Annotated in this window: 23 protein-coding genes; 7 read left to right on the forward strand and 16 right to left on the reverse strand. The window is 69.4% G+C overall.

The window, feature by feature from the left end; genetic code table 11:
- Positions 1-41: 41 nt before the first annotated feature.
- Both H4281_RS10590 and H4281_RS10595 read right to left on the reverse strand, forming a co-directional pair.
- Positions 42-827 carry a transglutaminase-like domain-containing protein gene (locus H4281_RS10590; protein WP_182890690.1) on the reverse strand — a complete coding sequence of 262 codons (786 nt, stop codon included), beginning with the start codon at positions 825-827 and terminating at the stop codon, positions 42-44.
- A 66-nt stretch (positions 828-893) separates the two neighbouring features.
- Positions 894-2,120 carry a cytochrome P450 gene (locus tag H4281_RS10595; RefSeq protein WP_182890691.1) on the reverse strand — a complete coding sequence of 409 codons (1,227 nt, stop codon included), beginning with the start codon at positions 2,118-2,120 and terminating at the stop codon, positions 894-896.
- Positions 2,121-2,374: 254 nt separating this feature from the next.
- Between H4281_RS10595 and H4281_RS10600 the strand changes: the two genes are divergently transcribed.
- Positions 2,375-3,505: a steroid 3-ketoacyl-CoA thiolase gene (locus tag H4281_RS10600; RefSeq protein ID WP_182890692.1), complete on the forward strand. Its 1,131-nt coding sequence runs from the start codon at positions 2,375-2,377 to the stop codon at positions 3,503-3,505.
- A 410-nt stretch (positions 3,506-3,915) separates the two neighbouring features.
- Here the strand turns inward: H4281_RS10600 and H4281_RS10605 are convergent, their stop codons facing one another.
- Together H4281_RS10605 and H4281_RS10610 are read right to left on the reverse strand one after the other, a co-directional pair.
- Entirely contained in the window at positions 3,916-4,293 is a 378-nt protein-coding gene (locus H4281_RS10605; protein ID WP_182890693.1) for a VOC family protein, read from the reverse strand.
- 331 nt (positions 4,294-4,624) lie between these two features.
- Entirely contained in the window at positions 4,625-5,107 is a 483-nt protein-coding gene (locus H4281_RS10610) for a pyridoxamine 5'-phosphate oxidase family protein (protein ID WP_182890694.1), read from the reverse strand.
- Positions 5,108-5,189: 82 nt separating this feature from the next.
- Here H4281_RS10610 and H4281_RS10615 point away from each other — a divergent pair, with 82 nt between their 5' ends.
- Entirely contained in the window at positions 5,190-6,005 is an 816-nt protein-coding gene (locus tag H4281_RS10615) for an alpha/beta fold hydrolase (protein WP_182890695.1), read from the forward strand.
- Between the two features lie 49 nt (positions 6,006-6,054).
- Here the strand turns inward: H4281_RS10615 and H4281_RS10620 are convergent, their stop codons facing one another.
- From H4281_RS10620 to H4281_RS10640, 5 genes are all read right to left on the reverse strand, one after another.
- Positions 6,055-7,221, reverse strand: a complete 1,167-nt coding sequence (locus H4281_RS10620) for a low temperature requirement protein A (RefSeq protein WP_220507094.1) — start codon at positions 7,219-7,221, stop codon at positions 6,055-6,057.
- Positions 7,222-7,262: 41 nt separating this feature from the next.
- Complete coding sequence (locus tag H4281_RS10625) at positions 7,263-8,465, reverse strand: metal-dependent hydrolase family protein (RefSeq protein ID WP_182890697.1); 1,203 nt, start codon at positions 8,463-8,465, stop codon at positions 7,263-7,265.
- Positions 8,462-9,895 carry a sodium:solute symporter family protein gene (locus H4281_RS10630; protein ID WP_182890698.1) on the reverse strand — a complete coding sequence of 478 codons (1,434 nt, stop codon included), beginning with the start codon at positions 9,893-9,895 and terminating at the stop codon, positions 8,462-8,464. The genes H4281_RS10625 and H4281_RS10630 overlap by 4 nt, the downstream gene beginning before the upstream one ends.
- 2 nt (positions 9,896-9,897) lie before the next feature.
- A complete protein-coding gene (locus tag H4281_RS10635) occupies positions 9,898-10,095 on the reverse strand; it encodes a hypothetical protein (protein WP_037713222.1) in 198 nt (65 codons plus the stop codon).
- 77 nt (positions 10,096-10,172) lie between these two features.
- Positions 10,173-10,637: a MarR family winged helix-turn-helix transcriptional regulator gene (locus tag H4281_RS10640; protein ID WP_182890699.1), complete on the reverse strand. Its 465-nt coding sequence runs from the start codon at positions 10,635-10,637 to the stop codon at positions 10,173-10,175.
- Between the two features lie 96 nt (positions 10,638-10,733).
- Here H4281_RS10640 and H4281_RS10645 point away from each other — a divergent pair, with 96 nt between their 5' ends.
- The 4 genes from H4281_RS10645 to H4281_RS10660 all read left to right on the forward strand — a co-directional run bounded on the left by H4281_RS10645 (position 10,734) and on the right by H4281_RS10660 (position 14,536).
- Positions 10,734-11,300: an NADPH-dependent FMN reductase gene (locus H4281_RS10645; RefSeq protein ID WP_182890700.1), complete on the forward strand. Its 567-nt coding sequence runs from the start codon at positions 10,734-10,736 to the stop codon at positions 11,298-11,300.
- Between the two features lie 14 nt (positions 11,301-11,314).
- Positions 11,315-12,196, forward strand: coding sequence for an NAD(P)-dependent oxidoreductase (locus H4281_RS10650; RefSeq protein ID WP_182890701.1), 882 nt, complete (start codon positions 11,315-11,317; stop codon positions 12,194-12,196).
- Positions 12,197-12,441: 245 nt separating this feature from the next.
- Complete coding sequence (locus tag H4281_RS10655; protein WP_182890702.1) at positions 12,442-13,476, forward strand: fatty acid desaturase family protein; 1,035 nt, start codon at positions 12,442-12,444, stop codon at positions 13,474-13,476.
- Positions 13,477-13,486: 10 nt separating this feature from the next.
- A complete protein-coding gene (locus H4281_RS10660) occupies positions 13,487-14,536 on the forward strand; it encodes an MBL fold metallo-hydrolase (RefSeq protein ID WP_182890703.1) in 1,050 nt (349 codons plus the stop codon).
- A gap of 4 nt (positions 14,537-14,540) precedes the next feature.
- Here the strand turns inward: H4281_RS10660 and H4281_RS10665 are convergent, their stop codons facing one another.
- Positions 14,541-15,719 carry an FAD-dependent oxidoreductase gene (locus H4281_RS10665; RefSeq protein ID WP_182890704.1) on the reverse strand — a complete coding sequence of 393 codons (1,179 nt, stop codon included), beginning with the start codon at positions 15,717-15,719 and terminating at the stop codon, positions 14,541-14,543.
- The gene (locus H4281_RS10670; RefSeq protein ID WP_312872088.1) at positions 15,716-16,309 is read right to left on the reverse strand and encodes a PadR family transcriptional regulator; all 594 of its coding nucleotides are present in this window, start codon (positions 16,307-16,309) and stop codon (positions 15,716-15,718) included. The genes H4281_RS10665 and H4281_RS10670 overlap by 4 nt, the downstream gene beginning before the upstream one ends.
- 79 nt (positions 16,310-16,388) lie before the next feature.
- Here H4281_RS10670 and H4281_RS10675 point away from each other — a divergent pair, with 79 nt between their 5' ends.
- Positions 16,389-16,643: a Smr/MutS family protein gene (locus H4281_RS10675; RefSeq protein WP_009075408.1), complete on the forward strand. Its 255-nt coding sequence runs from the start codon at positions 16,389-16,391 to the stop codon at positions 16,641-16,643.
- A 52-nt stretch (positions 16,644-16,695) separates the two neighbouring features.
- On the opposite strand, the gene hsaB is transcribed toward H4281_RS10675, so the two are convergent.
- From hsaB to H4281_RS10700, 5 genes are read right to left on the reverse strand one after another with little or no spacing between them, the layout of a single operon-like run.
- A complete protein-coding gene (gene hsaB / locus H4281_RS10680; protein WP_182890706.1) occupies positions 16,696-17,262 on the reverse strand; it encodes a 3-hydroxy-9,10-secoandrosta-1,3,5(10)-triene-9,17-dione monooxygenase reductase subunit in 567 nt (188 codons plus the stop codon).
- Positions 17,259-18,158 carry an iron-dependent extradiol dioxygenase HsaC gene (gene hsaC, locus H4281_RS10685; RefSeq protein WP_182890707.1) on the reverse strand — a complete coding sequence of 300 codons (900 nt, stop codon included), beginning with the start codon at positions 18,156-18,158 and terminating at the stop codon, positions 17,259-17,261. Before hsaC ends, hsaB begins: the two co-directional genes overlap by 4 nt.
- Positions 18,158-19,003 (reverse strand): 4,5:9,10-diseco-3-hydroxy-5,9,17-trioxoandrosta-1(10),2-diene-4-oate hydrolase, encoded by an 846-nt coding sequence (gene hsaD / locus H4281_RS10690; protein WP_182890708.1) that lies wholly within the window; start codon positions 19,001-19,003, stop codon positions 18,158-18,160. Before hsaD ends, hsaC begins: the two co-directional genes overlap by 1 nt.
- The gene (hsaA, locus tag H4281_RS10695; RefSeq protein ID WP_043829213.1) at positions 19,003-20,172 is read right to left on the reverse strand and encodes a 3-hydroxy-9,10-secoandrosta-1,3,5(10)-triene-9,17-dione monooxygenase oxygenase subunit; all 1,170 of its coding nucleotides are present in this window, start codon (positions 20,170-20,172) and stop codon (positions 19,003-19,005) included. The genes hsaD and hsaA overlap by 1 nt, the downstream gene beginning before the upstream one ends.
- 32 nt (positions 20,173-20,204) lie before the next feature.
- The gene (locus tag H4281_RS10700; protein ID WP_182890709.1) at positions 20,205-21,791 is read right to left on the reverse strand and encodes an FAD-binding protein; all 1,587 of its coding nucleotides are present in this window, start codon (positions 21,789-21,791) and stop codon (positions 20,205-20,207) included.
- Positions 21,792-21,832: the final 41 nt, after the last annotated feature.

A 21,832-nucleotide genomic window follows, 5' to 3' on the forward strand; every position in this document is an offset into this window, starting at 1 on the left:
TTTACCCAGCGGACGCGCTGTTTGTCGCAAAAGACACGCATTCAGGCCAGTACGACCGGGGCGTGCCCGTCGTCACGCGGCAGCGGCTCGTCGGTCGTGGCGAAGACGGTCGCGCCGAGGAAGTCGAGTTCGCAGCCCAGCGTCGCGAGGAACGGGGTGTCGGCGGCGTCGCGTCCGGTCGCGATGCGGAGCATGGTCTGGCGCGGGGCCAGCCGGGTGGCGTCGAAGACGTACCAGCGGCCGTCGATGCCCGCTTCGAAAACCGCGTGGAAGTCCATCGGCTGCAAACCCGGCGCGTACACCGACGTGTAGCGCGCGGGTACGTCGACGAGCCGGCACAGCGCGACGCATACGTGCGCGAAGTCGCGACAGACGCCTTCGCCCGCGAGGAGAGTGTCGATGGCGTCGTGGGTAGGGCCGCCGGAACCGACGACGTACGCGAGCCTGCCGTGCACGTGGTCGACGATCGCCTGTACTCGCGCCCGCGCGCCGGTCAGGTCCCCGATGCCCGGCGGCAGCAGACCGCCCATCCGGTCCGACGGGCAGTACCGGCTGGGCCGCGTGTACCGCGCGATGTCGGCGAGCGTGACGGGTTCGGCGTTGCCGCGGTGCAGCACTCGTTCGCCGTGGTAGGCAACGCGATGCTCGCCCTCGGCGAGGTCGTACACCTCCGCGCGGGTGCCGTGCTCGAACTCGGCGGTGCGCGCGGAACCGGCGTCGGACACGGTGAGTTCGCCGGCGTCCGCGCGCACGGCGGCGACCGAGATCGCGGCGAGGCCGGGTTTCGTCACCCGGACGCCGAATTCCGCGTCTACCGTCGTGCGCACGGGGCCATCATGCCGGTGCGCCGCGCTCCTTGCCGATCAGGTCGCTTGCCCGGGCGTTTCGCCTGTTCAGGCGTAGCGGACCTGGTAGTGCTTGATCCCGTTGAGCCAGCTGGACCGCAGCCGCTCGGGCGCGGAGACCTCGGCGATGCCCGGCATCGCTTCGGCGATCGCGTTGAAGATCAGGTCGATCTCCAGCCGGGCCAGGTTCGCGCCGATGCAGTAGTGCGAACCGGTGCCGCCGAAGCCGACGTGCTGGTTGTCCTCGCGCAGGATGTCGAACTTGCCGGGCTCGTCGAAGACCTCGGGGTCGAAGTTGGCCGAGCTGTAGAACATCCCGACACGGTCGCCCTTGCGGATCTGCGCGCCGCCCAGTTCGGTGTCGCGGGTCGCGGTGCGCTGGAACGCGACGACCGGCGTCGCCCAGCGGACGATCTCGTCCGGCGCGGTCTTCGGGCGCTGCTCCTTGAAGACGTCCCACTGGTCCGGGTGGTCCAGGAACGCCTTCATGCCGTGCGTGATGGCGTTGCGGGTGGTCTCGTTGCCCGCGACGGCCAGCAGGATCACGAAGAAGCCGAACTCGTCGGAGCCGAGCGATTCGCCGTCGACGTCGGCCTGGACGAGCTTCGTGACGATGTCGTCCATCGGGCAGCGGCGGCGGTCCTCGGCCATGTTCCAGGCGTAGCCGACGAGTTCCGCGGACGCGGCGATCGGCTCGAGGTCGTATTCCGGGTCGTCGTAGGCGACCATCTGGTTGGACCAGTCGAAGAGCTTGAGCCGGTCCTCCTGCGGCACGCCGATCAGCTCGGCGATCGCCTGCAGCGGCAGCTCGCACGCGACGTCGGTGACGAAGTCGCCGGAGCCCTTCTTCTTGGCCTCGTGCACGATCCGCTCGGCGCGGTCGCGCAAGGTGTCCTCGAGCTTCGCGATCGAGCGCGGGGTGAACCCCTTCGACACGATGCGGCGGAGCTTGGTGTGCTGCGGCGCGTCCATGTTCAGCAGGACGAGCCGGTTGGCGTCGAGGCCCTCGGCGGTCATCTGGTCGTCGAACCGGATGATCGCGGTCTTTTCCCTCGACGAGTAGAGCTCGCTGTCGCGCGAGACCGCCTTGACGTCGGCATGTCGCGTGACGACCCAATAGCCGTCGTCGCCGAATCCGGCGGTGTTGTGCGGCTGCGGGTTCCACCAGACGGGCGCCGTGCGGCGGAGTTCGGCGAACTCCTCCAGGGGCAGCCGGCTGGCGTAGAGGTCCGGATCGGTGAAGTCGAAACCGGCGGGCAAAAGCGGAGCTGCCACGGCTTGGCCTCCTGCGCGGGATCGGCGGTGATACCCAACTGCAACGCGTTCTATGACCCCAGTAGAGCATACGGCGTTAACCAACGGAACCCGCTTGAGTGAAACCTGTTTACTTTACCGTTCCAGAACCAATTGCCGCAGGTGAGTGCTCGCTCATCTTCTGGTGATCGACTTCCGCGCTGCCGTGCGGCCGCTTGTCATTAACAGGAACGTGTTCTAGTTTTGCTGTGCTGAAGCAGGGAAAGGGGACACTCGTGGGCGAACCGGTGATCGTGGCCGCGGCACGCACGCCGATCGGCAAGCGCGGCGGCTGGCTGTCCGGCCTGCACGCGGCCGAACTGCTGGGCGCGGCGGTGCGCGGAGTGGTCGAACGGGCGGACATCGATCCGGCCGAGGTGGAGCAGGTGATCGGCGGAGCCGTCACGCAGGCGGGCGAGCAGTGCGGCAACCTGACCCGCACCGCCTGGCTGCACGCGGGCCTGCCGGAATCGACCGGCGCCACGACGATCGACGCGCAATGCGGTTCGGCGCAGCAGGCCGCGCATCTGATCGCGGGCTTGATCGCCGCGGACGCGATCAGGGTGGGCGTGGCGTGCGGCGCGGAGGCGATGAGCCGCGTTCCCCTTGGCGCCAACCGCGGCGAGGGCGTCGGCTCCCCCAAACCGGACGCGTGGTCGGTCGACATGCCGGACCAATACGGTGCGGCAGAACGGATCGCGATCCGGCGAGGCATCACGCGCGAGGACGTCGACGCTTTCGGGGTGCGGTCGCAGACCAACGCCGCCGCCGCGTGGGCGGCCGGGCATTTCTCGCGGGAGATCGTGCCGGTCACGACGGAAGCCGGTGTGGTGGAACGGGATCAGGGCCTGCGGGAGACCACGATGGAGGGTCTGGCGCGGTTGAAGCCCGTGGTGCCGGACGGAATCCACACGGCGGGTTCGTCGTCCCAGATCTCCGACGGCGCCGCGGCGGTGCTGATCATGGACGCCTCGCTGGCCCGCTCGCTCGGCCTGCGCCCGCGTGCGCGGATCCGGCGGCAGGCCTTGGTCGGCGCGGAGCCGTACTACCACCTCGACGGTCCCGTCCAGGCCACGACGCGGGTTCTCGAAGCGGCCGGGATGAAAATCGGCGACGTGGACCTGTTCGAGGTGAACGAGGCCTTCGCGTCGGTCGTGCTTTCGTGGCAGCGCATGCACAATCCGGACGAGACGCGAGTGAACGTCAACGGCGGCGCGATCGCGCTGGGACACCCGGTGGGGAGCACCGGCGCGCGGCTGCTGACGACCGCACTGCACGAACTCGAGCGCCGCGACGCGACGACGGCGCTGGTTTCGATGTGTGCTGGCGGGGCGATGGCCACGGCGACGATTCTGGAGCGGATCTGAGCGGACTGGCCGGGGCAGGGCTGGGTCGGCCCCGGTGCGGGACTGAATCGGCCCAGGACAGCTGGGTCGGGCCGGTGCCGAGCTGGGTCGGGCCGGTGCCGAGCTGGGTCGGGCCGGTGCCGGGCTGAGTCGGGCCGGTGCCGGGCTGAGTCGGGCCGGTGCCGGGCTGAGTCGGGCCGGTGCCGGGCTGAGTCGGGCCGGTGCCGGGCTGAGTCGGGCCGGGCCAGGCTGAGTCGGGCCGGGCCAGGCTGAGTCGGGCCGGGCCAGGCTGAGTCGGGCCGGATTTCTTGCCGGACTGGCGCCGGTTCCGCTGTGGCAAGGGAACTCTCGCGGGCCGACGGGTTCGAGGCCGCGGCTGGTGCGAGCCCAGTCTTTCCGCCTTCGCACGGATCGCGGTGTCGCGATGTCGGCTAAGGCCGGTCGTCCGTCCAGAAGCAGAACGGATGCCCAGCCGGATCCAGCAACACGCGCACCAGCTGTTGCGGCTGAAACTCCGCGACCCGAGCCCCTCCCGCGACCGCCTTCGCGACCGCAGCTTCCAATGCCGCGCGCCCGTCGACCTCGAAGTCGAGGTGCAGCTGCATCTGCTGCTCCCCCGGCCCGGCAGGCCACGCCGGAGGGACGTACTGCGTCTCCAGTTGGAACGACAGCCCCGCCCCGCCCTCGGACGGCCGCAAGGTGACCCACTCCGGCTCGTCAGCGCCGATCGGCCACCCGAGCAACTCCCGGTAGAACTCGGCCAGCGCCCGGGGATCCGGTGCGTCGAGCACGGTGGAGGTGAGTTTCATCGGGCCAGGTTAGGGCTCGGCGCGCTGTTCGCTCCACGCTTCTCCGCCTCGCCACGCTTCACCGCCTCGCCACAATTATCGCTCGCCGCCGCTGCCCACGCTGCCGCCGTCCCGACGCTCCCTCCTGTTTCCCTCGCTCCCCCTGTTTCCCGCGCTCCCCCCTGTTTCCGGCGCGCACTCTGTCCCGGCGCGCACAGTTGACGGCCCGCTCGATCAGGACCGTCCAGGTGCTTCACCCCAGCCAAAGCCCGTTTGCTGGCCGCCTGACTCTCCTATCGGCTGCCACTCCCCTCACCAGACCCGCCGCGCGGATCGCCCGCTGGTCGGCCCGTCACCCCAGTTGCAGCTCCGTCCGCACCGCGGGACCGTTGTCCGGCCTCGCGAACCGCACCCAGCTGCCCGGGTGCCACGATTCGATCCACAGCGTGTTGTCCTCCACCCACGTCACCACGGCCTCCCGCAGATCCAGCCGGAACAGATGGCTTTCCTGTCCCTCCTGGATGCGCGCGACCTCCGCCGGATCGGTGATCTCCACCGCGTGCCCGGCGATTTTCGCGTCGCCGCCTTCCTCGATGCCGGGGTAGGCGTGCAGGGCGAAGCGGTCGTCACGCTGAAGATCGCGGGCCTTCACGGCGTCGAGCATCGACCCGATGTACGCCTCGCCGTCGCGGAAGTCGATCTCCGAACCGCTCACGCGTGGCGAACCGTCGCTGCGCAGGGTGGCCAAGACGTGCGAATCCGAGGCGGCGAAGCGGGCCCGTACGCGCGAGGCCAGGGTCGGGGCGGCGGCACTGAACTCATCCCAACTCGTCATTTCCGGAGTCTCCCACCCGCCACCGACAAAAACCGGCGTCCCGGAAGCCATCGGGTGCCCCGGGTTGTGCTTGACTCTCGGCATGATCGCGGAAGACGCCGAGACTGCCGAGCATCGCTGTCCGGTCGAGGGCGGCGAGCTGGCCGTCCGCACGACCGGCGAGGGACCGCGGCTGCTGCTGGTCCCCGGCGGGACCGGTGCGGCGGACTCGTTCCGGGCGCTGGTCAAGCTTTTGCGCACGGACTACACCGTGATCACCTACGACCGCCGCGGCCATTTCTCCAGCACGGACACCACGACCGGGCCCGTTCCGGTGGCACTGCAGGCGGACGACGCGCTCGCGGTTCTCGACCACGTCGGCGGGAGCGGGCCGGTTTCGATGTTCGGCACCAGTGCCGGCGCGTTGATCGGGCTGGATCTCGTCGCGCGGTATCCGGATCGGGTCGCCGCGTTCGTCGCGCACGAACCGCCCGCGATCCAGTTGATGCCGGACGCCGAGGGGATTCTCGAGGCCGCCGCGGCGCAGGTCCGGTTGGCCCGTTCGGGTGATCTGATGGGCGCGGTCACGCGGTTCGCGGACGGGATCGCCGGTGCCGCGCTGCCCGACCTGCCGCGTCTGCGGCTGCCGAACGAGGGCGACTGGCTCCGGTTGTTCGACCGCGAGCTGACCGAGTTCTTCGACTACCTGCCGGATTTGCGCGCGCTGCGCCGGACGAACACCGAGATCGTGCCGGTCGCCGGGGAAGCCAGCCGCGGCTGGTACCACTACCAGCCCGCCAAGATCCTCGCGCTCGAACTGGGCCTGCCGTTCACCGAGACGCCGGGTGCGCACCTGGCGCCGCAACGGAATCCGGCCAAGTTCGCGGCCGCGTTGAAGGATCTCCTCGCCAACGTCTGAAAGCCGTGCGGGGAACTCTGAAGGAATCAGAGTCCTTGAGGGTTCCCCCTTACCGGCCGTCCGCGCCCGAAGCGGCAACCGGGCGACGTCGGGGGAACTCCCGCACCAACCCCGGCAGGATCGCCAGCAGCAGCACCCACAAGAACCGCGCCGGAGGCAGTCCCCCGCCGGCGAAGCCCAGTGCGGCCGGAATCCCCACTCCGGCGAGCACGGCGACGAAATCCCACGGTTTCCACTTCCCGGAAGCCACCCGCGCCACCACGCCCACCACCGTGAACGCCGCGACACAACCGCACAGCAGCCATCGCGTCCCCGCGGCGACGTGTCCGTGCGCGACCGACTCCACGGCATCCCCGAATCCGGCCGCCAGCGCTGCCAGCAAACCGGCCACCAGGCAGTGCACCGGCAGCAGCACCCGCGGGCCCCAAGCGGTGTGGGACAGGTAGGGAATCCCGCCGAACCCCTGGAACAACGCCGCTCCCCACAAAGCCGCGAGCAGCGCCAGAACCCCGAGCACGGTCGTGATCAGCGGCCACTCCCAGTCCGGGATCTCCGTCATCGCGTCGGTGACCGTCAGGACGCCCTCGCCCAGCACGATGATCGTGAAAAGCCCCAGCCGCTCGCCGAAGTGCGCGACGTCCAAGTGCGCGAAAGCCAGCCCTGGCATCGGCCGCTTGGACTGGGTGGCCCGTTCCGCGACCTTGGCCGCGACCTGCTCTCCCGACATGGTCAGCCCGGCGATCAGGTCGATCCCCAGCCCGAGTGCCCACAGCGCGTACTTCCACGGCGCGTCGACCCAGAACGAAACGAACCACGGCACCACGCCCATCCCGGCGTGCACCACCGGCCATTCGACGATGATCCGCGTGTTTTCCCTGCCTTCCCAGACCCGGCTGGCGAGCGCGCGCACCGCCACGTAAGAGATGGCGAAACCCTGTGCGTGCTCGCCGATGTCGTGCACCGAACCGGCCATGAAAACCAGTCCGGCCATCGCGAGCAGCACGGGCATCGTGCGGGCCGCTTCGCCGGTGACGTTGCCGTACACGGTGAAGCACATCCACGCGGTCCAGAACGCGAGGAAGCACACGACGTAGAGGCCGGCGTCGCTCCAGGAAGTCGTTCCGCGCACGAGGTGCGAAAGCTGGGCGACGCCGGCGACCGCGACCAGGTCGAAGAAAAGCTCGAGCCAGGAAGCGTGGCGTTCCTCGGTTTTCATGATCACGGCGGCCAGTATGCCGTGCCCGGGAAAGCCCCGCCCTAAACCGCGCGCGCCCCGTCCTGCCACACTTCCCGAACATTCCCCGCCAGCGCCGGGAAATCGTAAATATCGCCCGAAACGACCACGAGGTCCGCGCGATACCCCGGTGCCAGGCGACCGAGTTCGGCGTCCTTGCCCAGCAGTTGAGCGGCCGACGACGTGGCGGCGACCAGCACGTCCGCAGGGCTCATCCCGGCCGAGCGCATCAGTTCCAGCTCTTCGAGGTTCGTCCCGTGCGGGCCGACGCCGCTGTCGGTGCCCATCGCGATCCGGACTCCGGCGTCGACGGCCCGGCGCACCGACTCGAGATGCACTTCCGCGACCTCTTTCGCCTTCTGCACCACCGCATCCGGCAGCGCGGCGCCCGCGGCCGCCGCGCGGATGACGTTCACCGGAGCCACCAGTGTCGGGACGAGCCAGGCGCCGCGCGCGAGCATCAGCTCGATCGCCTCGTCGTCGAGGTAGATGCCGTGTTCGATCGACCGGATCCCGGCGCGGACGGCGTTCTTGACCCCTTCCGCGCCCTGTGCGTGGGCCATCACCGCTCGCCCCTGCATGGTCGCTTCGGCGACCAGGACGTCCAGTTCCTCCGGCGTGAACTGCGAATGCCGCGGATCGTCCCGAGGAGACAGCACGCCGCCGGTGGTACAGACCTTCAGCACGTCGGCCCCGGCGCGCAGCAGCGTCCGGGCGACTCGGCGCATCTCGTCGGGGCCGTCGGCCAGCGCGCTCGGGCGGCCGGGGTGCGGGAGCGACAGCGGGACGCAATGCCCGGACGGCATCCACCCGTCGCCGTGCCCGCCCGTCGGGCTGATCAGGCCGATCGCGATTTCCAGACGGGGACCGGGAATCAGGCCGTCCGCGACCGCCTGCTTGATGCCGAGATCGGCCCCGGCGGCGTCGCGCACCGTGGTGATGCCGAGCTTCAGCGTCGTCCACAGGTTCCGGGCCGCCTCGTAGAACTGGTACGAGAACGGCTTCTGGACCCGCTGCAGCAACCCCAGGTCGGACACCGTGACGTGCACGTGGCAGTCGAACATCCCGGGCAGCAGCATCGCCCCGGCGCAGTCCACCGCGCGGTCGCCGTCGAGGCCCGTGCCGACATCGACGATCCGGCCGTCCTCGACCGCGACGTCCGCGGGCGCGGGCGCGCTGCCCGTCCCGTCGAACACCGTGCCGCCGGCGAAAAGGGTCCGTGTCATACCGGTTCTCCTGTCTGCACAACGTCTCCGGACCGGGTCACGGCCCGTTCGACAGCTGCCGCGATCGCGAGCACGACCACGTTGACCGCGAGCCCGACCAGCCCGACGTTCACGGTGCCGACGAGCTTGGTGTCCACGAAGGTCAGCCAGATCACCACGACCTCGCCCGCCAGCAGCCCGGCGAACACCGGGGCCTTGCCGACCGGGACCTTCTTCAGGAAGCCCAGCAGGTTCGCCGGGGCCAGCTGCACCGACCCGGAGTAGGTGAGCAGCAGCAGGTTCGCCAGCAGGTCCGGCCGGAAGATGCCGAGCACGAGGGCGAGCGCGCTGGCCAGCACGACCGTCCCGTGGTTGATCCAGAACTGCTTGCGCTCGCTGCGCACCCGGGTGATGTTCCTTGCCACCAACGAGGAAATGCCGATCAGGATGCCCGCCGCGGGCACCATCGCGGTGGCTGTCGCGGCGACGACCACGAGCCCGGTGACCCAGCCCGGCAGCGCCTCCTTGCTCAACGACAGCAGCACGCCGTTCGGGTCGCTTCCCTTGGGCACCACCAGGATCGCCGCGAATCCGATGATCATCGGCAGCAGCAGGCACAGCTCGTAGACCGGCATCCAGGTGTAGTTGCGGCGCAGCACCTTCGGGTCGCGCGCGGACATCAGCGCGGGCCACGTGTGCGGCAGCGTCATCAGCCCGACGCCGATCGCGCTGACCAGCATGCTCGTGATGAACCACGTGTGGTCGTTGGCCCCGGCGTGCACGAACAGCTTCTCCGGATGCAGCTGGTCGATCTTGTGGAACACCCCGGACACGCCGCCCGCGAAGTGCGCGGGCACCGCGATGATCAGCACCACCAGGACGACGAGCATGATCGCGTCCTTGAAGTACGACGTCGCCGCGACGCCGCGCAGCCCGGCCCACAGCACGAACGCGACCACCAGCACGCTGCCCGCGATCATGCTGAGCGTGCCGGACGCGTGGTCGCCGGTCACGAGCCGGACGATCAGCCCGAGCCCGGTGATCTGCAGTTGCAGGTACGGCAGCACGAACACGACGCCGAGGATCGCCGACACCGTGCCCAGCGCGCGGCTCGAGTACCGATCCTCGAGGAAGTCGCCCTGGGTCAGATAGCCGCGTTCCTTGCCCATCCGCCAGATCCGCTTGGCGAGGAAGAACAGGACCACGTAGGCGATCGGCACGTACGGCAGCGCGTACATCGCGGCCACGCCGCCGGAGAACGCCAGCCCGGCCATGCCGAGGAAGGTGAAGGTCGTGAAGACCTCGCCCGCCTGCAGAAACCACATGGTCAGCGCGCCGAACTTGCGGCCGCCGACGGTCCATTCCGCGAGGTCCGCGGCGGGACGGCGGCGGCCCACGAAGCCGAGCACGCCGATGAGCACGATGCCGGCGAGGGTGAAGGCGAGGATCATCGTCAATCCTCCTCGCCGCTGCGGGACAGGAGCCGTTCCGACAGCAGCAGCGCCGGAGTGAACATGAGACACCAGAAAGCGCCCCACACCATCATCTTCGGCAAGCCCAGCCACAGGCCCGACGAGTTGACGAAGGGGAGGAACGGCATGAGGACGAGAGCGACTACGGGGACGATCGGGGGGAGGTAGTAGCTGCGCATGGGCACACGCTGCCAGAAGGGGCGGCTCTCGGCAGGTTGGTTTCATACCGGTTTCGCAGCCCTCGCCGCGGTCAGGTTTACAGCGGGATGGCGTGTTCGGTCGCGTAGTGGTGGATCAGCGATTCGACGGTGCGGCGGAAGGTGTCCTGGCGGCTTTCGCTCAGGGTCGCCGCCAGTTGGCCCAGTTCGGTGTCGATCGCGTCGCGCACCTGGTGCACCACAGCTCGCCCCGCCGAGGTGACCGTGACGTGGACGGCGCGGCGGTTGCCGGGGACTGCGATGCGCTGGACCAAGCCTCGGCGTTCGGCCCGGTCCACCAGCCCGGTGACGCTGGACTTCTCCAGTTCGAGGATTCCGGCCAGTTGCCGCATGCCGATCTCGCGGTCGTCCAGTACGGCGAGCATGCGCAGCTGGGTGACCGACAGTCCTTGTTCCCCGGCCAGCCGGCCCAGTACGGCTTGCACGATGAACGACAGCTGGACGAGGGCGTCGGTGAGGTTCAGCTCCGGCGGCGGGGCGTCTGCGGGCGGGGAAACGGTCACGGGGACCAGGTTAGCTTGACTTAGTTCGTGACACCAACTATTTTAGTTCGTGTCACCAACAGTCCGCTAGACGAACCAAACGGGAGAAACGCGCCCATGGCAGACAGGAAACGCATCGCCGTCGTCGTGGGAAGCACCCGCCCTTCCCGGATTTGCGGGGATGTCGCGGCCTGGACGCGGGCCCGGCTGCAGGAGGGCAGCGGACTCGGCTACGGACTGGTCGACCTCGCGGAGATCGCGTTGCCGTTCCTCGACGAGCCCGTCAAGGCCGCGGCGCAGCAGTACGCGCACGAGCACACCCGGGCCTGGAGCGAGCTGGTGCAGAGCTATCACGGGTTCTTTTTCGTTTTCCCGCAATACAATTGGGGCTATCCGGGGGTGCTCAAGAACGCGCTGGACTATCTCTGCCGGGAGTGGCGCGACCGGCCCGCCAGCCTGCTCTCCTACGGCACCCGCGGCGGAGGGAAGGCCGCCGAGCAGTTCGTCACCGTCCTGCACGGGCTGCACATGCGAGTGCTCGGCACGCACGTCGAAGCCGTCATCACCGACGCGGACGTGGACGACAACGGGCAGTTGCGCGACATCGAAGGCACGCTGCGTCCGAACCGCACGCTGCTGCGCAAGATCGACGAAGAGATGACCGAGGCCGTGAGCCGTCAATGACTGGAGGAATGATCATGACCGAACCATCTCGCCGGGTAGGTTTCATCGGACTCGGGAGGATGGGCGCCGCTATCGCCGGTCGCCTGCTTGACGCGGGATACGACGTCACCGTGTGGAGCCGCAGCGCGGGCAAAGCGGACGATCTGGCCGCGCGAGGCGCGAACGTGGGCGAAACTCCCGAGGACGCGATCGCCGCCGGGACCGTCTTTTCCATGCTGAGCGACGAGAACGCGGTGCGGCAGGTGTTCACCGCCAAGCGGCTCCGCTCCGCTCCGGAGGGCTTCGTCCACGTCAACCACGCGACCATCAGCCCGGAAGCGGCCCGCGAGTTCGCTGCGCAGGGCGGACGGTATCTGAGCGCACCCGTGGTCGGCCGTCCGGAAGCCGTGGTGACGGGGAAGCTGACCGTGCTGGTGTCCGGCGACGCGGAGGCCCGTGCCGAAGCCTCGCCGATGCTCGCCGCGATCGGACGGCAGGTCTGGGAGTTCGGCGACGCCGTGGACGCCGCGCCGACGGCGAAGATTTCGGTGAACTATCTGATCATTCACGCGTTGCAGGCGCTGTCCGAGTCGATCACCGTGCTGGAGCACGCCGGACTGGACACCGGGCGGTTCGTCGACATGATCAACGATTCCGTCTTCCCCGGCGCCGTTTACCGCGGCTACGGGGACGCTATCGCTAACAGCGCCTACGCGCCGCCGGGGTTCACCGCCGCGCTGGGGCTGAAGGACCTGAAGCTCGCGCTGGACACCGCCGGCGAACTGGGCGTCGACCTGCCCGCCGGGCCGGTTCTGCAGGACGTGTTCGCCACCGCGGTCGAGCAGGTCGGCGCGGACCTCGACTGGGCGAGCATCGCGGAGGTGACCCGGCGGCGGTCCGGCGGCGAACCGCGCTGAGGAACGGCGCTTCGCGCAGCAGCGGCGGAAGGGGCGGCGGACCGCCGAACGATGGAAATTTCCTTGGCACCCGGAGTAACCCTGCCACCCCTGGAGGCCGTGCCGGAGCGCTCGCCCGGCGACTCGTCACGCGCTTGAGCAGCACCGCTTCCGGAATGCACACGAGCGGGGTGGGGACAACCCCAGCACGAGCCGTCGGGTCTGCTGGTTTCCCGCCGGGGCGCCGCGCCGCAATACTCGCCCGGGTGACCACCGAAAAGCTCGTCCTCCCCTCGCCCCCACGGCCGGGAAGCGACTTCGCCCGGCTTTGCCGCCGGATCGCCGACGCCGGTCTGCTCGACCGCCGCCCCGGCTACTACACCGCTCGAATCGCGCTCGTGACCGTGCTGTTCGCGGGAGGCTGGGTCGCGTTCGCGCTGCTCGGCGACTCGTGGTGGCAGCTGGCCGTGGCCGCGTTCCAGGCGTTCATGTTCGGGCAGATCGCCCTGCTTTCGCACGATCTGGCGCACCGGCAGGTGTTCCGGACGCGCCGTCCCGCGGAGATCGCCGGGCGTCTCGCCGGGAACCTCGGCATCGGGATGAGCTACGGGTGGTGGATGGACAAGCACACCCGGCACCACGCGAATCCGAACCACGAGGAACTGGACCCGGACGTCGACCCGGACGTGCTCGTCTGGTCTCAGCGGCAGGCTCGGGAGGCGCGCGGCGTGCCCCGGTTCATCGGCCGGCACCAGGCGTTCTTGTTCTTCCCGCTGCTCACCCTCGAAGGCCTCAACCTGCACTGGTCCGGCATCCGCGCCGTCACGCGCCCCGGCCTGCGCCGTCGCGGGCTCGAAGCGGGGCTGCTGTTCACCCACCTCGCGGTCTACCTCGCCGCGCTGTTCATCGTCCTCCCGCCGGGGCTCGCGCTGCTGTTCTTCGCGGTCCACCAGGGGCTGTGGGGCGTCTACATGGGTTCGATCTTCGCGCCGAACCACAAGGGCATGCCGACGCTGACCGGCAAAACGGACCTGGACTTCCTGCGCAAGCAGGTGCTCACTTCCCGGAACGTCGCGGGCGGACCGGTGATCGACGTCCTGCTCGGCGGCCTCAACCACCAGATCGAGCACCATTTGTTCCCGAGCATGCCGTCGGTGCACCTGCGCCGCGCCCAGCCGGTGGTGGAGGCGTACTGCGCCGAGATCGGCATCCCGTACCTGCGCACCGGGCTGGTGTCCTCGTACCGGCAGACGCTGCGGCACCTGCACGAAGCTGGGGCTCCTCTCAGGAACGCTTCGTAGACTCGGTGGCATGAGCTTCCAAGCATTGACTCCGGCGGCGTTCGGCGCGAAGGCCGCCGGAGCTCGTGCTGAGCGGATGCGCCGGTCTCCGCAGTACGCCGGCGGCGTCTTCCACAACGCCGCCGCCACTCGTGCGACGCCCTCCTCCCCCGGCGGGCTCGTGCGCGAGTTCCTGTTCGGCGAGGACCGCGCCCTCCGCCGACCGGGCGGCGCGATCCCGCTGATCTCCTCGCCCGCCGCCTCCTCCGCCGACGGTCTTTTCCTTACCTGGTACGGACATGCGTCGACGCTGGTGGAGATCGACGGCGCCCGCGTGCTGTGCGATCCGGTATGGGGCGACCGGGTTTCGCCCGCCGCGTTCGCCGGGCCGCGGCGGTTGCACGCTCCCCCGGTTTCGCTGCGGGAGCTGGGCGAACTGGACGCGATCGTGATCTCCCACGACCACTATGACCACCTGGACCTGCCCACCGTCCAGGCATTGATCTCGCTGACCGACGCGCCGTTTCTCGTCCCGCTCGGCGTCGGCGCGCACCTCGAACGGTGGCACGTCCCGGCCGCGCGGATCATCGAACTCGACTGGCACGAGGACGCCCTCGTGGCCGGGATCCGGTTCGTCGCCACGCCGGCGCAGCATTTTTCCGGCCGCGGCCTCGCGAACGACAGCACGCTGTGGGCGTCGTGGGTGATCGCCGGTCCGGCGCATCGCGTCTACTACAGCGGCGACACCGGATATTTCGCCGGTTTCGCCGAGATCGGCGCGAAGTACGGCCCGTTCGACGCGACGCTGATCCAGGTCGGCGCGTACGCCCCGCACTGGCCGGACATCCACATGACACCGGAGGAAGGCGTCGCCGCCCATCTGGACGTGCGCGGCGGGCTGCTGATCCCGGTGCACTGGGCGACGTTCACGCTGGCCATGCACACCTGGTCGGATCCAGCGGACCGGGTGTGGCGGGAGGCGAAGGCCAGCGACCTCCCGCTCGCGATCCCGAAGCCGGGTCAGCGCGTCGACGCGTCCGCCCCGCCGCCGGTGGACGGATGGTGGCAGACCCTCGGCTGACCCGCTAAGCCGGGACGGACGAAGCCGCGAACTCGACCCGGTGCCGGTGCACGTCGCCGAACATCTTCTCCGGGCTCATCGCCGTCTTCATCATCACGGGCATCAGCAAGTCGCGCATGATCCGCGCGACCGGCCCCGCCGCCTTGTCGTTGTTGATCTTCGCCGCTCGCGCGATGATCCGTTCGACCCGTTCCCGCCGGGCCGCCTCGTACTGGGCGAAAGCCGTTGCCACGTCAGGAGCGTCCCGCAGCGCGCGGGCCAGTTCGAGCGAACTCTCGACCGCCTGCGACGCTCCCTGCCCGGAACTCGGCGACGTCGGATGCGCGGCGTCTCCGACCAGGACGACCCGGCCGCGATGCCACGTCCGCACCGTCGGGATGTCCTCCAGGATTCCTGGCCGGCCAACGTCTTCCGGCTTCAGCAGGGCGATGATGTCCCGCGCCGGGACGTCGTCCGCGTGCCGTTCGCGCAGCACCGAGAGCCAGTGTTGCGGCGGCGCGGTTTTCGCCTCGGCCGGGTCGGCGGCGGGGACGTTGCTGAACCAGAGAATCTCGTCCGCGTCGATGAAGTAGCCGAAGAACGCCCGCTTGCCGAAGGCGAAGTGCTGGCAGTTCCCGGTGACCGGCAGGCCGGGGTTGCGGATCCAGCCGCCGAGGCCGAGCAGTCCGGTGTAGCGCGGAGCGGCAGCCGCTGGGTCCAAAGCGGACCGGACTGCCGACCGGATGCCGTCCGCTCCGATCAGCACGTCGCCTGCCGCGGAAGAACCGTCCGCGAAGTGCGCGATCGCCTGGTCCGCTTTGTTCTCGACGGACTTCAGCCGTTTGCCGAATTCGGCGGTGATCCCCCGGCTCAATGCTTCGTCCATCAGCGCGCGGTACAGCCGGTCCCGGCGCAGCAGCAGGCTCGGCGGCAGGTCCGGCAGTCCGTCGAATCTGCCGACCACGCGGCCTTTGTGGTTCTGCATCACCATCCCGGGCACTTCGATGCCGACCGCGGCCACCGCGTCGTCGGCGCCGATCTGCCGCAAAGCGTTGCGGCCGTTGGGAGACAGCGTCAGCGCGCTGCCGACTCCGTCCGCCGCCTTCGGATAAGCCTCGTAGACAGTGGCTTCGATTCCCGCGCGCTGCAACGCCATCGCGGTGGCCGCACCGGCGATGCCGCCGCCGATCACTGATACGTTCATGTTCTCCCCTTGAAATAGGTTTCCCACGCCTGCCGGTAGTCCTCCCCGGCGACCGACTCGGCGAGCCGTTCGACGAAGCCGCGCTCCGCCTCGACCTTCGTCAGCCGGTAGTCCTCCTCGACCAGGAACCACCAGGCGAGCCCCTGCTCCCGCCCCGCGTCGATCGTCGCGCGGATGTCGTCCGCGATCGCGGCGAGCGCGACGAGCCGCTGCTGGAGCAGCTCGAGCAGTTCGTCCACGGGCAGCACGACGAACAGCGACAACGCCGCCCCGAACAGCGGATACTCGGTGGCCGGCTCGGCGACGAGCTCGCGCATCCAGTCGAACAGCTCGAGCCGCCCGGTAGGCGTGATGGCGTAGACCGTCCGCTCCGGACGCGCCGAATCGCGCAGCGTCTCCTGCGCCGCGATGAACCCGGCCTTCTCCAGCTGCCCGACCACCATGTACAGCGAGCTGCGGGTGTACTTGAAATCCCGCTCCTTGCCGTACTCCACGAGCCGCCGCGCCATCTCGTACGGATGCATCGGCTCCTCGAGCAAGCCCGCCAGCACGGCCAGCCCGAGCGGATTCCCCACCACGCGTCGCTTCACCACAGCTCCTTAGTCAGGATCGACTATACGCAGAAGAGTAGTCGATGTCGACTATGAATGCGTGGGGTAGGAAGGACCTATGAAGCTCAAGCTCGATCTTCACGACATCTACAACCGCGGCGGGGAGATCGACCGGGCACTGCGCGCGGTCATCGACGAGGCGGTCGCGAAGAAGGCGCCGCTCGTGGAGATCATCCCGGGCAAGGGGTCAGGGCAGCTGAAGAAGCACGTGCTGCGGTTCCTGGAGCGCAAGGACGTGAAGGCGCTCTACCACCGCGTCGAGAAGGACAAAGACAACTTCGGGCGGGTGTTCGTGCACTTCCGCTGGAAATAAACCTCGTGAGCGGCGATCACGGTTAGAACCGTGATCGCCGCTCACGAGGGAGTCAGAGCCAGTCGTCCGGACGGGGCCAGGGCATCAGCGCGGTGAGCGCGTCCGGCACCGGTTCGGTGACCGTGTACTGGCCGCGGTGGAACAGCAGCGGGCGGGCGTCGGACGTCTCGCCCAGTGCGGTCACGCGGCCGACCACCACGTAGTGGTCCCCGGCCGGGTGGACTGCCTGCACCTCGCAGTCCACCCAGGTCAGCGCCCCGTCCAGCAGCGGCGCGCCCGACGGCGCGGGCCGCCAGGTCACGCCGGAGAACTTGTCGCCGCCTCGCCGGCCGAACTCGGCGCAGAGCGCCTGCTGGTCTTCGGCGAGCACGTTCACCGCGAACGTGCCCGCCGCGGCCAGCGCGGGCCAGGTGCGCGACGTCCGGGCGACGCAGAACAGCACCAGCGGCGGGTCCAGCGACAACGCGGCGAAGGACTGGCAGGCGAAACCCACCGGTCCGGTCGGCGCGACCGCCGAGGAATCCTCGACGTAGCCGGTCACCACGGTCACCCCGGTGCAGAAGTGGCCCAGCACCTCGCGAAACCGGTCCGGCACGGCGCCGGAGACGGCGGCTGTCATTGCGCGCCCACGGAGAAGTCGTGGCCCCACAACGAAACCGCGGTGCTCTCGCGAGCGATCCAGTCCTCGTCCTCGACCTGACGGCCCTCGCAGCCGAACTCGACGTCGAAGCCGCCCGGGGTCTTCATGTAGAACGACAGCATCAGGTCGTTCACGTGCCTGCCCAGCGTCGCCGACATCGGGACGTTCTTGCGCTTCGCGCGGTCCAGGCACAACCCGACGTCGTCGGTCTCCTCGACCTCCACCATCAGGTGCACGATCCCGCTCGGCGTCGGCATCGGCAGGAACGCCAGGCTGTGGTGGCGCGGATTGCAGCCGAAGAACCGCAGCCACGCCGGGTCGCCGTCGGCGGGGCGGCCGACCATCTGCGGCGGGAGGCGCATCGAGTCGCGGAGCCGGAAGCCCAGCACGTCCCGGTAGAACCGCAGCGCGGCCTCGTCGTCGTGGGTCGACAAAACCACGTGGCCGAGGCCCTGCTCGCCGGTCACGAACCGATGGCCGTACGGGCTCACCACCCGCCGGTGCTGCAACGCGACCCCGTGGAACACCTCCAGGGTGTTGCCGGACGGATCGGCGAAGCTGATCATCTCCGCCACCCGGCGGTCAGCCAGCTCCTCGGGCGTGCCTTCCTTGTACGGCACCGAAGCCGCGTCGAGCCGGGCGCGGACGTCGTCCAGTTCCGCGGCGTCGGCCGCTTCCCAGCCCGCTACCGCCAGGCGGTCCTTTTCCCCCGGCACGATCACCAATCGCGCCGGGAAATCGTCCATGCGCAGGTAGAGCGCGTTCGGATCGGAACCCGAACCCTCCACCATGCCGAGCACCTTCAGCCCGTAGACGCGCCAGGCGTCCATGTCCGTGGCTTCGATGCGCAGATATCCCAGCGAACGGATAGCCATCACGAACTCCCGAGGAAGTCGAGGGCGAGTCGGTTGAACTCGTCGAACTTCTCCAGCTGCGCCCAGTGCCCGCAGCCGCCGAACACGTGCAGTTGCGCGCGCGGGATCGTCTTCAACGCCAGCAGCGCGCCGTCGAGCGGGTTGACCCGGTCCTCCCGGCCCCACACGAGCAAGACCCGTTGCCGCAGGCGGTAAGCCTCGCGCCACAACATGCCTTCCTCGAAGGAGTCCGGCAGGCTGAACGACTTGCCCATCGCCCGCATCGCGGCGAGCGACTCCGGCGAACGCGCGATCTCGAACCGTTCGTCGATCAGCTCGTCGGTCACCAGAGCCTGATCGTGCACCATGATCCGGAGGAACGCTTCCATCCGCTCCCGCGTCGGATCCCCGGCGAACTTGGACAGCAGCCGCACGCCTTCGGTCGGGTCCGGGGCGAACAGGTTGACGCTCAACCCGCCCGCGCCCATCAGCACCAGCCGTCCCGCGCGGCCCGGATGGTTCAGCGCGAGCCGCACCGCCGCACCCGCGCCGAGCGAATTGCCGACGAGGTGCGCCTTTTCGATGCCGAGCCGGTCCATCAGGCCGACGACCGCGTCCGAGCTGTGCCGGAAGTACTGCGGGTGGTCCGTCGGCTTGTCGGACCGGCCGAACCCCGGCTGGTCGATCGCCAGTGTCCGGTAAGACTTTCCGAACACCGGCAGGTTCCGGCCGAAGTTGCTCCACGCCGAGGCGCCCGGGCCGCCGCCGTGCAGCAGCAGCACCGTCTCGGCGTTCTCCGCGCCGGATTCGTGGTAGTGCAGGCGAATGCCGCCCGCAGTGTCTGCATAGGAACCTTCGGGAGCCATCAGACCATCGCATTCTCGACGGGCAAACCGAACTCGCCGGTGCCGAACATGACGTACGCGCGCTCGGCGTCGTTCGCCGCGTGCACCCGGCCCGCGTGCGCGTCTCGCCAGAAGCGCTGGATCGGCGTGCCCCGCTGCAACGCGCGGCCGCCGGAGTTCTCGAAAAGCCGGTCGATCGCGGAGATCGCCCGCTCGGTGCCGCGCACCTGGTCCCGGCGCACCCGCAGCCGCGTGCTGAACGGCAGCTTCTCGCCCTTGCAGGCCAGCTGGTACAGCTCGTCGATGTTGTGCGTCAGCTGCAGCCAGGCCGCGTCGATCTCGCTGCCCGCCTCGGCGATCCGCACCTTCGAGAACGGGTCCTCTTTGGACTGTTCGCCCGCGTACGCCGCCCGCACCCGCTTGCCCTGGTGCTCGACGTGCGCGTCGTACGCGCCCTGGGCCATCCCGATGATCGGCGCGGTGATGGTGCTCGGGTGCACGGAACCGTACGGCAGCCGGTACAGCGGGCCCGGGTTGACTTCCTGGCCCGGGGTCTTGCACTTCGACGTCGCCATGAAGCTCAGCGCGCGGTGCTTCGGCACGAACACGTCCTCGACGACGATGTCGTTGGACCCGGTGCCGCGCAGCCCGACCGTGTCCCAGACGTCCACAATGGAGTAGTCCGAGATCGGCACGAGATACGTGCAGAAGTCCACCGGCTTGCCGTCGGCGAACGCGGGCCCGCCCAGCAGCACCCACGTGCAGTGGTCGCTTCCGGACGAGAAGCTCCACCGCCCGGACAGCCGGTAGCCGCCCTCGACCACGGTCGCCTTGCCCATCGGCGCGTACGAAGAAGAAATCCGCACGTCGTGGTCTTCGCCCCACACGTCCGCCTGGGCTTGCGCGTCGAACAACGCGACGTGCCACGGGTGCACGCCGAGAATCGACGCGACCCATCCGGTGGACCCGCAGGCGCTCGCGATGAGCTTGACCGCGGTGTAGAAGGTGACCGGGTCGGCTTCCAAGCCGCCGTACGGTTTCGGTTGCAGCAGGCGGAAAAATCCGGTCTCCTGCAGCGCTTTCACGGATTCGGCGGGGATCCGACGGGCATCCTCGGTCTCCTGTGCGCGTTCCCGCAGCACGGGAAGCAGGTCGCGCACCCCCGCGATCACGGCAGCCAGCTCGCTCATCGGCCGTCCTCTCTCGCTCGACACGCTCAAGACTAGAACACGTTCTCGTTTTTGTCGACGCGGTCCACCCCGCGAGCGCCGTGCAACCCTGCCCGGCGGCCGGAAAACACGCAGTCAGCCAGCGAAAGCCCGCTCACATACGACCTGGAACAGATTCCCACCGCGGTGCGCCCGGCGGCGTAAAGACCGCGCACGCCAGCCACCGCACCGGTGTCCTCGTCGACCACCAAGCCGCCCAGCGTCAGCATCGGGCACGGATAGCCGAGGTTGGGTTTCACCGACACGTCGATCAGCGAGTACGGCGGCGTGTCCAAGGGCCGCGCGAAGTCCTCCGGTTTGCCCGCCGGATCCGGACCGCGCTGATACTCGGCATAGGTCGCCGTCAGCCCGGCCGGGTCGATCCCGGCCCGCGCGGCCACTTCCTCGATCGTCCCGGCGGTCACCCGGCCCTTGCCGAGCAGATAGCGCAGTTGCAGCGTCGCGAACCATTGGCCTTGTTTTCGCCCGTCGCGCCGGGCTTCGGCGACGATCGGCTCGTCGACCAGCAGCCAGCCGCGGCCGCCGTGCTCGGCGATCATGCGCTCGCCGATCGCCGCGCCGTAACGGGATTCGTCGATGATCCGGCGGCCGTCCGCGCCCACCAGCAGGCCGCCGAGAAACGCCGACGGCGGCGTCAGGAACCGCCACGCCGACACCCGGTCCAGCTCCGCCGTGCGCCCGCCGGCCTCGACGCCCATCCGGATGCCGGACCCGTCGTCGGCCGAGGTCCCGAGATCGAGGCCGCCGCGGTACGCGGGCGCGTGCTCGCGCACCATCGCCCGGTTCACGATGAACCCGCCCGCCGACAGCACGACGCCCCGGCGCGCGCTGATCCGCAGCTCACGCGCGTGCTTGCGCTCGATCCGCTCCACCCGCTGGTGCAGCGACCGGCGCATCGCGGGCACGTAGATGCCCGGCTTCGCCGCCCAATCCGCGAGCCGCGCATGCCGCGCCCGCACCCACGAAGGCGCGTCCCGCAAAGTGTGCGTGAGCACCCCGGTGACCGTGCCCGAGTCGTCGGTGACCAGGTTCATCGCCTGCGTCTGCGGCAGCACCTTCACGCCGCGCCCGCGAGCCGCCGCCAGCAACTGCTTCATCAGCAGCTTCCCGGACGTGCCCGGCCCCTTGACCCGGTGTCCGCGCGGCGCGGGTTTCGCCACGTCGCGGAAGCCGCCGGACAGTTCGCTGCCGGAGTAGTACAGATAGTGCTTGTTGCTGGGATACGACGTCTTGTAGTCGCACATGCTGCCTTCGAAAGGCACACCTTGGCGCTCCAGCCACGCGACCATGTCGACGCTTTCCTCGCAGAACCGCCGCAACGTCCGCTCCGACACGACGTCGCCGGTTTCCATCCGCAGGTACGCGTACATCGCGTCCACGCTGTCCTCGACGCCGGCGGCGCGTTGCTGCGGCGTCCCTCCCCCGGCGTAGACCACGCCGCCGCTCACGCGACTGGCCCCGCCGCCGGAGAACCGGTCGACGAGCAGCACCTCAGCGCCCGCGTCGGCCGCTTCGATGGCCGCGCACACGCCGGCCGCGCCGGCTCCGATGATCACGACGTCCGCCCCGAGCTCGTCCATAGTCCGCCACCCTAGAACTGGAACACGTTCTCGTCTATGGT

This window comes from Amycolatopsis dendrobii (genome assembly GCF_014145675.1).
Lineage (GTDB): Bacteria > Actinomycetota > Actinomycetes > Mycobacteriales > Pseudonocardiaceae > Amycolatopsis > Amycolatopsis dendrobii.

Bases quoted from the DNA above. Each gene is read 5' to 3' on its own strand.
- H4281_RS10605 (WP_182890693.1), bottom strand. From the start codon at position 4,293: ATGAAACTCACCTCCACCGTGCTCGACGCACCGGATCCCCGGGCGCTG.
- H4281_RS10610 (WP_182890694.1), bottom strand. From the start codon at position 5,107: ATGACGAGTTGGGATGAGTTCAGTGCCGCCGCCCCGACCCTGGCCTCG.
- H4281_RS10615 (WP_182890695.1), top strand. From the start codon at position 5,190: ATGATCGCGGAAGACGCCGAGACTGCCGAGCATCGCTGTCCGGTCGAG.
- H4281_RS10620 (WP_220507094.1), bottom strand. From the start codon at position 7,221: ATGAAAACCGAGGAACGCCACGCTTCCTGGCTCGAGCTTTTCTTCGAC.
- H4281_RS10625 (WP_182890697.1), bottom strand. From the start codon at position 8,465: ATGACACGGACCCTTTTCGCCGGCGGCACGGTGTTCGACGGGACGGGC.
- H4281_RS10630 (WP_182890698.1), bottom strand. From the start codon at position 9,895: ATGATCCTCGCCTTCACCCTCGCCGGCATCGTGCTCATCGGCGTGCTC.
- H4281_RS10635 (WP_037713222.1), bottom strand. From the start codon at position 10,095: ATGCGCAGCTACTACCTCCCCCCGATCGTCCCCGTAGTCGCTCTCGTC.
- H4281_RS10645 (WP_182890700.1), top strand. From the start codon at position 10,734: ATGGCAGACAGGAAACGCATCGCCGTCGTCGTGGGAAGCACCCGCCCT.
- H4281_RS10650 (WP_182890701.1), top strand. From the start codon at position 11,315: ATGACCGAACCATCTCGCCGGGTAGGTTTCATCGGACTCGGGAGGATG.
- H4281_RS10660 (WP_182890703.1), top strand. From the start codon at position 13,487: ATGAGCTTCCAAGCATTGACTCCGGCGGCGTTCGGCGCGAAGGCCGCC.
- H4281_RS10665 (WP_182890704.1), bottom strand. From the start codon at position 15,719: ATGAACGTATCAGTGATCGGCGGCGGCATCGCCGGTGCGGCCACCGCG.
- H4281_RS10675 (WP_009075408.1), top strand. From the start codon at position 16,389: ATGAAGCTCAAGCTCGATCTTCACGACATCTACAACCGCGGCGGGGAG.
- hsaB (WP_182890706.1), bottom strand. From the start codon at position 17,262: ATGACAGCCGCCGTCTCCGGCGCCGTGCCGGACCGGTTTCGCGAGGTG.
- hsaC (WP_182890707.1), bottom strand. From the start codon at position 18,158: ATGGCTATCCGTTCGCTGGGATATCTGCGCATCGAAGCCACGGACATG.
- hsaD (WP_182890708.1), bottom strand. From the start codon at position 19,003: ATGGCTCCCGAAGGTTCCTATGCAGACACTGCGGGCGGCATTCGCCTG.
- hsaA (WP_043829213.1), bottom strand. From the start codon at position 20,172: ATGAGCGAGCTGGCTGCCGTGATCGCGGGGGTGCGCGACCTGCTTCCC.
- H4281_RS10700 (WP_182890709.1), bottom strand. From the start codon at position 21,791: ATGGACGAGCTCGGGGCGGACGTCGTGATCATCGGAGCCGGCGCGGCC.